7 protein-coding genes are annotated in these 10810 nt (G+C 46.4%); all 7 read right to left on the reverse strand.

Features of this window, described 5'->3' with window-relative positions; genetic code table 11:
• Window positions 1-11 precede the first annotated feature (11 nt).
• Window positions 12-1715, reverse strand: a complete 1704-nt coding sequence (locus tag RIH33_RS21435) for a carbohydrate-binding protein (RefSeq protein WP_406651584.1) — start codon at window positions 1713-1715, stop codon at window positions 12-14.
• 57 nt (window positions 1716-1772) lie between these two features.
• Entirely contained in the window at window positions 1773-2960 is a 1188-nt protein-coding gene (locus RIH33_RS21440) for a glycoside hydrolase family 26 protein (RefSeq protein WP_406651585.1), read from the reverse strand.
• 112 nt (window positions 2961-3072) lie between these two features.
• Window positions 3073-4014, reverse strand: a complete 942-nt coding sequence (locus tag RIH33_RS21445) for a hypothetical protein (RefSeq protein WP_406651586.1) — start codon at window positions 4012-4014, stop codon at window positions 3073-3075.
• A 24-nt stretch (window positions 4015-4038) separates the two neighbouring features.
• Window positions 4039-5532: a RagB/SusD family nutrient uptake outer membrane protein gene (locus RIH33_RS21450; protein WP_406651587.1), complete on the reverse strand. Its 1494-nt coding sequence runs from the start codon at window positions 5530-5532 to the stop codon at window positions 4039-4041.
• A gap of 12 nt (window positions 5533-5544) precedes the next feature.
• The gene (locus RIH33_RS21455) at window positions 5545-8934 is read right to left on the reverse strand and encodes a SusC/RagA family TonB-linked outer membrane protein (protein WP_406651588.1); all 3390 of its coding nucleotides are present in this window, start codon (window positions 8932-8934) and stop codon (window positions 5545-5547) included.
• 146 nt (window positions 8935-9080) lie between these two features.
• Window positions 9081-10079, reverse strand: coding sequence for a FecR family protein (locus RIH33_RS21460; RefSeq protein ID WP_406651589.1), 999 nt, complete (start codon window positions 10077-10079; stop codon window positions 9081-9083).
• A 136-nt stretch (window positions 10080-10215) separates the two neighbouring features.
• Window positions 10216-10800 carry an RNA polymerase sigma factor gene (locus tag RIH33_RS21465; protein WP_406651590.1) on the reverse strand — a complete coding sequence of 195 codons (585 nt, stop codon included), beginning with the start codon at window positions 10798-10800 and terminating at the stop codon, window positions 10216-10218.
• Window positions 10801-10810: the final 10 nt, after the last annotated feature.

The following is a 10810-nucleotide window of genomic DNA, read 5'->3' on the forward strand; positions in this document are numbered from 1 at the left end:
CTATTTCTATTTTACTGCTTGATCATCTTACCGGAAGCCGCCTGTCTACCAGCCTGAAACTGATAGTAATACACACCTTTCGGCACAATAGAACCTGTAGCACCAGTGCCATCCCAAATCACAGATTTAGTACCGGTCAGATCAGTCATGCTCAGTGTTCGAATTACACTTCCAGAAACATCAAATATCCTGACAAGAAAATCCGTCTCGCCATCCCAATCAATCGGTATGGACACTGACTCTGTAAAGGGATTGGGGTAGGCTGATGTGGCATCCAAAGTCGTCACCTCATGGATGGGCTCTGACGTTCTCGAACCTACTGCAGGCGTGATCGCCCACCAGTTAATATTCCATCCCCCACTGAGGGCTTTGATGCCGAAACTCTGCGTACCTGCACTAAGCGTAACATTTTGATAAATAGTGGTCCAAGTCTGCCAGCCACCGGTAGAGGGTATAGCAATACTCCCATAGATCGTACCTCCACCTGCTTGCTCCAGTTGCAGGGTTCCACCACCACTCTGGCTCGCCACGCGGTAAGCAATACTATAGGTGCCACTGGAAGGGATGTTGATGTTATTGTAGGTCATCCAGTCTCCGGCATCTATCCAGCCCACATTTAAATTACCCCCATTGGGATCACTGGTGGTTTCGGTCTGCACACCACTCATATTATTATAGTCTTCGGCCTGAATGTACTGAGTGCCTCCGCCACCATTTTGCCAACTTCCGGTACCATTCCAACCGGGCATTTCATCCAATACCCGCACTCGGCCAGACCAGTAGATGTTCTGAATTTTCTGGTTGGAGTTACCTGAAAAAACCAACTCGGACCACCCCATAAAGAACGTCCAAAGTGGCTGCTGATTCAATAAGTTGACCGCAGGGAGATCCTCACACTCGCCAATACCTATTGGTTTGCCATTGGCTTTATTGACCATGGCGTTATACTTTGTAGAGGTATAGCCATTGCCGTCTGACCAATACATATCCATGGTCAGCACATCCCAATAGCCCGATCCGGGATCATAGTTATTGAGATCACTCGTGAAGGATCCGAAATCCTGAAGATTATATACCCAAATAAGGTTGGACAATCCTTTGTCATAAGTAAAGTAATCATGGGTGAGCCGGTATAAGGCTGCACTTCCTCCAGATCCTGGTCTGCCTCCCCACCAGAAGGCTCCCTGATTCATCTCATGAAGCGGGCGAAAAAAGACCTCCACTCCGGCATCCTCCAGCTGCTGTAAAAAGGTAGCTACCTCATCCATCATGGCTTTCCAATTGTTATTGATAGTGGTGCCATTAGTCAGAAGGTTGTTCCACTGGGTATTATTGAGATAACTTTTCACATCACCGCTGCCCGAGTCCCAGTTGCAAGCCTCACCGCTCACGGGGTTGCAGGCATGCCACATGAGGTTGATCATGGCACCATTGTTCCATTCGGTGATTACCTGATTGATCATGGTTTGCCGGTCATCGATCTCCCAGGATTCAAACATAAAATCTGAGCTATAAAGCCCGGGCCAATCTCCGGTGACGCTGTGCAGCTGCTGGCTGTACTGATTGGGATTACTGATGGGCTGGCGGTTGTGGATGCCACCGATCGTGTTTGTGCCCTGTATGCTATACAGGTAGTTGAGGGATTCATAGGGTGTTTGCGCATAACTGATATTTACACAGAATACGCAAAGGCAAGCCATTAATAATACTTTCATGATTTTTAGGGTTTGGTTAAAATTCAGTTTAATTAGTCACGGCACCTGAGTGCCTGGCTACTTCACAGTCACACCTTCTGCCATCTGATACATATCCGGCAGGTCTCCACTAAAAACGGTAAATGAGCTATTGTAAAAATCCACGAAATCAGCCGCAGACTTATGCCCTGCCCACGGGCCATAGTAATGATATCCGGAGTGGCTGGGATCATATTTATTCCTCCACATCACCACGAGGCTGATCTCTTTCCCGATTATGGGAGTAAGAATCTGTTCGGTCCAGTACTTCCGATATTCGCCGCCACTGTTATCGCGCACGCCTTCTATCCCGGTTTCCGTCACTCCGCAGGGTTTTTTCTTATCCTTTGACAACTGTGCCAGGTTTTTCACATTGGTGGACAAAGCATTGGTATTGGTACCATGATAGCTGTCCATCCCTATAAAATCCACATAGTCGTCTCCCGGCCACCGATAGAGCAGATTATCCACAGATCCTACCCCGTCCAGTTGCGGGGAAATAGCAAAAATGAGGTTGTGGACTCCCTTCTCTTTAGTTAAATAATCCACCGTAAACTGCCAGAAAGCGATGAATTCAGACTGGGTCGTGCAGGTTTTCCCCCACCAGGACCATGTCTGAGTATGCTCGTGATAGGGCCTGAACAAAATGGGGATGAGGTTATCATCAGCATCCTTAAGTCCATTGACAAAATCAGCCAGGCGATCCAGCCAGATTGTGTATTTGATATTTGTCTCACTTCCAGATTCCAGAATGCTTTTGACCACCGCAGTGTTCGAGTTATCCCAGGAGTCTCCACCTGTAAGCGGATTGTTCAAATGGGCACATGCAGTGATCACCTCGCCGCGATTCCGGGCCTCAAGTATGGTTCTTCGTCGGTCATCGTTCAGGTCGCTGGTTGAATACCTGTCATCCATGATCTCGGCAAAGTCCACACTAAAGACCGCAGGATAATCTCCACAAACTTCCTTAACATCCGATCCTCCAGCATCTGTATACCAGTCGCGACCATAAATAAGATCATCATGATGCCCAAACATAAAACCCTCAGCCTGAATTTTCCAGAGGTTGGAGTATAGGGCTCTGGTCTCCAGAGTGGCTTGTTCATCTACCAGGGTCAGGGTGACTGTATCTACTTCGTTGGGTTCGGGCTCGGGTTCCGGGTTGTCATTTGCCGCACAGGCCATCAGGCCAAACACAAGAAGGAGTAAGTATAAAAGGTTTTTCATTTTGATCATTTGAGCGCTGGCTATTGGATTTGTTTCATCTACTGACACCAGCCCAACCCCGCACCGAAGTGCGGGATCGAAACGGGTCGTCAACTATATGAAGAAGTACTGTTTACTGTTTTTCCAGGTCTATCCAGAATCTTCTGGGTTTCTTCACGAACTTATCATAGTCGCTATAGATCTTATCCCAGTCATCGGTGCCATTCAGATTGAAAGCAAAAGCATGTCCTGTGGTCGTTTTAGACAAGCCATTCCCAAGATCTTCGGTGGTATTAGCCTCTATGAACGACCCGCTGGTGGTAGTCCCATTTGCAAAGGTGAAGGTGATCAAACCTGTGGCGTAGTTTCTCAGCCACTCTCCTTCACCAGCAGGCACCTTCCTGTAAAAATGATTGATATCCGTGGGGGGATCCAGCACGAACGAAAAGTCTGCATATAGTCCATCTGCTCCTGCATCATTGACGATGGTGCCATAGGTATTACCATCTTCGGTAATCCCGGTCAACTCGAGTGTGAAAGAATTGTCCAGCTCAGCTTGCGGCCCGTCATTTTCTGGCCAAATCCATGGCTTATCAGTCATTGCCAATACTGCTCCACCTCCATATTCCGGCCCGGTGCCACCATAGACAATGAGGTTAGAAACCTTATAGGTACCCAGGATACTCTCCTGAAAAGAATCTACCGTGATGGTGTATACCCTGGACTTTCCAGTAGGTGAAGTAACTGTCATGGTGGCACTTTGCTCCCCATTCTCAAAATTAAGGGCATCGCCTATGCCTACTGAGCCGGTGGCTCCGTATGAGAGTTGCAGACTGCTCACTTTGATACTACTCAGGTCAGGCACTGCATCAATATTGATGGTGAGTTCAATAACTCCGGTAGACTCATCAATCCGGACGATCTCGGCTTCACCTACCTGATTTTCGAATTTAATGTTCATCACACTGCGCTCGTTGTTCCATCCACCCTCTTCAAAGTCTGCAAAGGGATCCTTCACACAAGAGAATAGTGACACTACCAGCACTGCTAACAATATATTTGATATGAATTTCATGATAATATGCTTTTGCGTTGATAATTATAAACCCTGGTTGAGATCAATCTCCACCTGTGGAATCGGGTAATAAGCTACCTCCTCGTCTGTGAGACCGGATGCTTCTTCCACCAGGTCATTCACCACATTGAACCTTCGCAAATCATAGAGCCTGTTGCCCTCAAAGGCCAGCTCCCAACCACGCTCATTCCACACAGCCTGTCTGAAATCTTCCTCAGAAAGGCCAGGAGTCAAATCACCCAAACCTGCCCGGCCTCTGATATAATTCACCAAGTCATAGGCTTCAGTCACAGGACCAGCCGCTTCTGCATAGATCAGTGCGATATCCGAAAAACGAATGAGGTACGGTTTGGTACTGGTTTTATCCGTGATGAAGTGCGGGTCGATGTACTTTCTGGAGAAACGATAAGGCATGGAACCCGGAAAGGAAGCGATCTCATTGCCAGCAGCATCGTACACGGCATCCACCAGCAGCAACTGCCCTCTTTGGTCTGCCGCGTCAAATGTGTTGTAAAAACTCTCTCTGGTCTGAAATACGCTCCACCCGTCATGAGATACGGTGTAAGAGCCATCATTATCGTCCAGATAGATATCCCCTCCTGCTATGTAGGGAACGAAAAGTTTTGAGATTTTCGAATAATCACCTTCTATGGTTCCTGACCTATCCATGGACATCAGGAAAATATGCTCCGGGCCCTTCGGCTGATCCACATCATAAATATCCAGCAAAGTATCATCAAAACCATATACCGACTGACCATTGATCACCTCAGCAGCAAAGTAAGCCGCACTGTCATACATGGCATTGACATCTCTACTCAGATCTCCGTATAAAGGCACGTTGTGCCCTTTGGAAGACGCCATATGCAAATAGGCCTTGGCAGCCAAAGCCTGTGCAGCTACCTTATCAGCCCTTCCCGTTGCCTGATTGACCGTGAGTAATTCAGCGGCCTTGCGGCAGTCTGAAAGGATCAGATTATATACCTCATCCAAGTCTACGGCCAAAGGTGCAGAAGTCTCGTTGAGGGAGGCTACCAATGTAGTATGCATGGGCACACGGCCAAAATTTCTAACCAAATTGAAATAATTCCATGCTCTCAGAAAATGGGCCTCACCCAGGTATTTGCCTTTCAGGTCTTCGTCGATTGGCGACTGAGGGATTATATCCAGAATTGCATTGGATCTGTTGATGGCAATATAGGCGTACTTAAAGAAGTTCACCAGGCTTCTGTTGGTAGAAAAATTATCAGTTTTCCAATTGTTAAGGTCCTGCGCATCAGGGCCTTCATCGGCCTTAGGCCCACACTCATCAGTAGGCATATCTCCCAGCAAAAACACGGTTCTGGAATACTCCAGAAAAGTAAGCGCATCGTAGGCATAAGTGATGGCTGCCTCTGCGTCTTCGGCTGAGTTGTAGAAGTTATCCTCCGAGTAAAAACCATAGGGCTCTTCACTCAGATCACATGCATTGGTCATCAAAAGACCAAGTATAATGAAGGTATAATATCTTAGTTTCATCGTTGTGTCTCGTTAAAATGTCAAATTCAAACCCAATGTCCATTTTCTGAGGCGAGGATATCCTCCCCAGTACCTTCCGTCTGTCCCCACCTCCGGATCATATCCGTTGAATTTGGAGAAAGTGTAAAGGTTGGACGCATTCATAAACACACGTGCTGAAATAGCAGCTGGCAACTTGATCGTGTACCCCATGTTGAGGTTTTGGATTCTCACAAAGGATCCGTCTTCCAACCACCAGTCTGAAAACTTGGTCTGTCTGCCATCCTTCAAACTCGGGTATTCATTGGTTGGGTTGTCAGGCGTCCATCGGAAGGGTACCATACTCGGCTGATTGAAAGCCTGAGTGTTCAACACGTCATTTCCGAAAACCCCATTGAGGAATACACTGAAATCAAAGTTTTTATAACTCACACTGAGGTTTAAACTTCCCATGAAGTCCGGGTTGGGATCACCAATGATGGTGCGATCATTTTCGTCGATCACTCCGTCATCATTGATATCTACATACTTAAACTCTCCCGGCTGTGCCAGGTCTCCCTCCAGACCAGCTTCTACGCCCTCTTCCAGTGTCTGTACTATACCATGGGTCTGATAGCCATAAAACACATTTACAGGCTGCCCGATAGCCAACAGGTTAGGATAACCCCTGAACATTTCCAGGCTGTTGCCCGAATACTGAAACTGCATATCGGTGTTGGCGTCTGTGATGAGACCCGATTCCTCAGTATTGCCGAGGCTGGTCACTTCATTTCTGTTGCGATAGTATATCAAAGTGGCTCCCACTTTCAGATCTCCTCTGGAAACAATGTCCCCGTCCAGTGTGAGCTCTATTCCTTTGTTTTCAATAGATCCATCGTTGATCCACATCCTGTCATAGCCCGAAGAAAGTGGTAAAATCCGCTCCTGAAGTAGATTATCAGTGTATTTCTGATAGTAATCAAAAGTAACTCTCAGTCTGTTTTTGATGATGGCCATATCCACGCCAAAGTTGGCCTGCGCGGTGGTCTCCCATTTCAAATCAGGATTGGGTATACCTCCCCAAAGTACTTCTATTCCATCCTGACCAGTTCTGCCTACTTCCAGTCCCGGGCCTATAGCCGTGATCCAGCTACCGTCATTGTAATAGTTGCTAATTCCGTATCGGCTAAGTGTTTGGTAAGGTGAAATCCCCTGGTTGCCAGAGATTCCATAGCTGGCACGCAATTTCAACTGGTCAAAGAAGCCCTGACCATTCATAAATCCCTCCTCATGAATTTTCCAACTTACTGCTCCTGAAGGAAAATAGGCCCATTTGTTATTTTCTCCAAATTTGGAAGATCCGTCAGCCCGGGATGTGAAAGTAAACAGGTATCGGTTGTCATAAGCATAGCTGGCTCTGAAAATACCGGACACCAATTTGGTCTCTGAAAGACCATTTCCTATGTCGTTAAGCTCGGGGTTTCCGGCCCCCATGTTCTCATTTTGGAGGGTTTCGTTCACGAAATCATACGCTGTAAGATTTGAAGACCTGATTTCATCATACTGATACGACTGGCCGATGGTAGCGCTGATTTCATGCTTACCCAATAGTTTGGTGTAATTGGCAAAAGTCTCGCTAACCAGTGTGTTGAGTTGCCAATTGTTGATAGATGCGGCACCATTGTTGAACTGTCCAGCTTCGGTATAGCGCTTTGGCTGATACACGTCATTCACACTAAAACCAAATTTATAGTTAAGGCGGGAAGTCAGTGTGACTGAAGGTGCCACCTTCCACTCCAGATCCAAAAACGAAAGCACATCCAGTGTTTTCGAAATGTTTTTCCTGTTCTCTGAAATAGCCACAGGATGACCAAAGTCATTATTATTCAACAAGTAGTAATCCCCATCTTCATCGTAAACCGGAAAAATCGGGTTTCTCCAGTAAGCGAGTCCTCCATTGGCATTACGTTTACCCCTGGTCAGAATATTGGTAAAAGTCACTTTGAAGTTGTCAAACACCTTGTGACCGATGTTGAGGTTGTAATTGAGTTTGGAGTAATCATCATCAATATAAACCCCTTTGTCGGTGAAGTAGTTAGCACTTAAATTAAAGTTGGTGCGCTCGTTTGAGCTGGATATACTGACAGTAGTGTTATTGGAAATAGGATTGTCTCTGAATACAATTTCATCCCATTTGGTGTTGTATGGCCATTCTCCTGTGGCCAGTTCTTCAACAGACGGATAGTAAACGCCAGAAGGGCTCACCTCACCAATGTATACCGGTGGAAATCCACCATTACTGCGGGCTTCATTGTTCAGCTGAGCCATCAGTGCCGGGTTGCGCCAGAGGTTGAGTTTTGAAGTAAACCTTGAGACCGTGGTTTGCTGCCTTACGCTGATGTTGGTTTGACCTGTTTTGGCTTTTCTAGTGGTGATCATAATGACTCCATTGGCCCCACGAGAACCGTAAATTGCGGAAGCTGAAGCATCCTTGAGTACCTCTACTGACTCAATGTCCGCCGGGTTGATCTGTTTGAGGTCTCCGGCATCTCCCATTGGAAATCCATCTACCACTACCAGTGGAGAGTTAGATCCACGTAGCGAACTCCCACCCCGGATTCTGACGGTAGCTCCTGCTCCGGGATCCTGCGATGAGTTGATAATCTGCAAGCCGGCAGCCCTTCCCTGCAATATGGTCTCCACTGAGTTGGCAGGGATATCTTTCACTTCTTCCAACTTTACCTGAGCCACTGAACCGGTGAGGTCACTTTTCTTAACCGAACCATAACCCACTACTACCACCTCTTCCAGGCTTGTGAAATCGGGAGCCATCTGTACGTCGATCACAGATCGGCCTCCTACTGGCACCTCTATGGTCTGAAAGCCCACAAAGGACACGATCAATATACCACCATCGGAAACGTTCAGCTTATAGTTACCTTCCAAATCCGAAATGGTGCCGTTGCTGGTGCCTTTCTCCAGGATGGTGGCACCAGGGAGAGGATCCCCATTTTCGTCTGTGACCTTACCAGTCACGTCCGTTTGCTTATTGATGATCACCTCTATGGGCTCGGTCATCTGACCTTTGCCCTTGCTGATGCTGATGGTCTGATTGACCTGCCTGAAGTGGACACCTGTCTGCCCTGACACCTCCAGCAAAAGGTCAGCCACGGCTGCACGCTTTCGCGAAAGCGATAGGCTCACATTTTCACCCAGACTCTTATCCGTATAGAAAAACCTGAAGTTGGTTTGTCTCTCAATGTCCTTCAGCACCTCATCGAGCGAGCCTTCAGGAACATTTAGCTTAATAAACACGTCTTTCACACTCTTCACCTGTCCAGCCACCGAATCGGCCAGAATAGAGGACATGGTGAGCACCAGGGCCAGAAAAGTGTACATAGAATATTTAGTAACCATAATGATGGTTTGAAATATGTATTTCATATTTTTGTTATGAGTTAATTGAACATTAGGTCAGATTGGCAATCATGAAAGCGTCAACTTTCTGTCATGCTGATTTTGATGATTTCAACCGGGGATTTACCACAAGTCCCCGGATTTTTTTGAGAGTCATTTTTTCTTCATACGCATCATTTTTCGTTGAATTTAAGTGTTACTTTTTTGCCCTCCAGCTGATACTCAAAGCCCACTGAGTGACTGAGTATGTCAAGGACATTGGATAAATATTCGTTCTTCTGGAAAGTACCAGAGCATTTAATAAAGGGCAAATCCCCGGAAGCCAATACATCCACTCCATACCAGCGTTCCAGTGTTTCCACCACCTCATTCAAATCTGTCTTATCAAAATATAACACTCCCTCCTTCCAGTAGGTAACAGCCTGTAAATCCACGGTTCCCTTGATAATGGATTGATCTGCTCCCAGAGCTGCTCTTTCTCCCGGAGTGAGGTAAACCATCTCTTCCGAATTGCTTTTTTCTACTTTCACCTTGCCGGTAATCAGCGACACTTCAGTTTGTTCATTGTTATACGACTTGATATTGAAAGAAGTACCCAGAGCCGTGGTGGCCAACTGACCACTGTAAACAGTGAAAGGTCTGGCGGGATCCTCCGTCACGTCAAAAAAGGCCTCGCCTTCCAGGTACACTTTGCGGCCTTCGGCAAACTCTTCCATGAATGAAATGGTACTCTCCGAATTGAGGCTGACGATGGTGCCATCAGGAAGATATACTTTTGATTTTTGTCCGGCGGGATTCGATTTGACCACCTCAGCAACGGCCTGCACTGCGGGTGTTTCTTCCCGGGGATAAAGCAAAAATGACGAAACCGCCAGCAATAGTACAGCGGCAGCTACTTTCCACCACATCAGATGTCTGGTTTCTTTTACTGCCGGAATCTCCCGTGCTACCCCCAGCGTTCGTTCGTTGTCCTTGCTTTCGGTAATTTTCTTAAATAACTCGTCACCCTTCCACTCAAATTCACTTTTACCTTTGGCATGCCACAGCTTATCTATCTCGGCATACATTTCCTCTTCACTCTTTTCAGAAAGATACCATTCTAAAAAATTCTCTGCTTCCTTCCGAGAAAGCTCGCCATCAAAGTATTTCCGGATGTGTGTGAGTCGATCCATTGTTTTTGGTTTACGCTACTATATAGCCTCAACTCACTCATTATACTCACAGGGATTTTGATATTTACAATAAAATCATGAAAAAGAATGAAATACCAGCGCTGTTATCAATAAAAGATCGTATTTGTTAGGATTATCACAACATAAAGATCAATCCGATCACTCCGGGTGAAACGACTTTAAGGTCTATGAGCTTTTCTCTCAGTGATTTTGTCGCCCTATAAATCTGATTTTCAACTGTCCGTGTGGAAAGCTTAAGCCGCTCAGCGATCTCTTCGTTGGTCAGGTGCTCGAAGTTCTTCATCATGAAGACTTGCTTCTGCTTGGTGGGTAACTCGTCAATTGCTTTACTGGACAACTCATCCAAATCCGAAAAGATGACATACTCTTCGGTCTCATTGCTCTCTCCAGGCCAATAGGTAATGGCATAATGCTGAAAAGCTACAAACCGGGCCCGCTTACGGGACTGCTTAAACACAATGGACCTGACAATAGAAATGATATAAGCATTGAAGGAAAGTGAACTATCGAGGTTCTCTCTATTCCTCCATATTTTCATAAAGACATCCTGCACTACCCCCTCAGCATCTTCATGGAGGAGTCCCATCTTTCTGCTGATATTGTATATTTTGGCTGCATACTTCTCATAGAGCTTGCTATAGGCATACTCATCTCCGGCACGCAAACGTGTCACCAATTCACTATCACTACCAAATTTCACAGAAAATGCC

It is taken from the genome of Marinoscillum sp., from assembly GCF_040222955.1.
Taxonomy (GTDB): Bacteria; Bacteroidota; Bacteroidia; order Cytophagales; family Cyclobacteriaceae; genus Marinoscillum.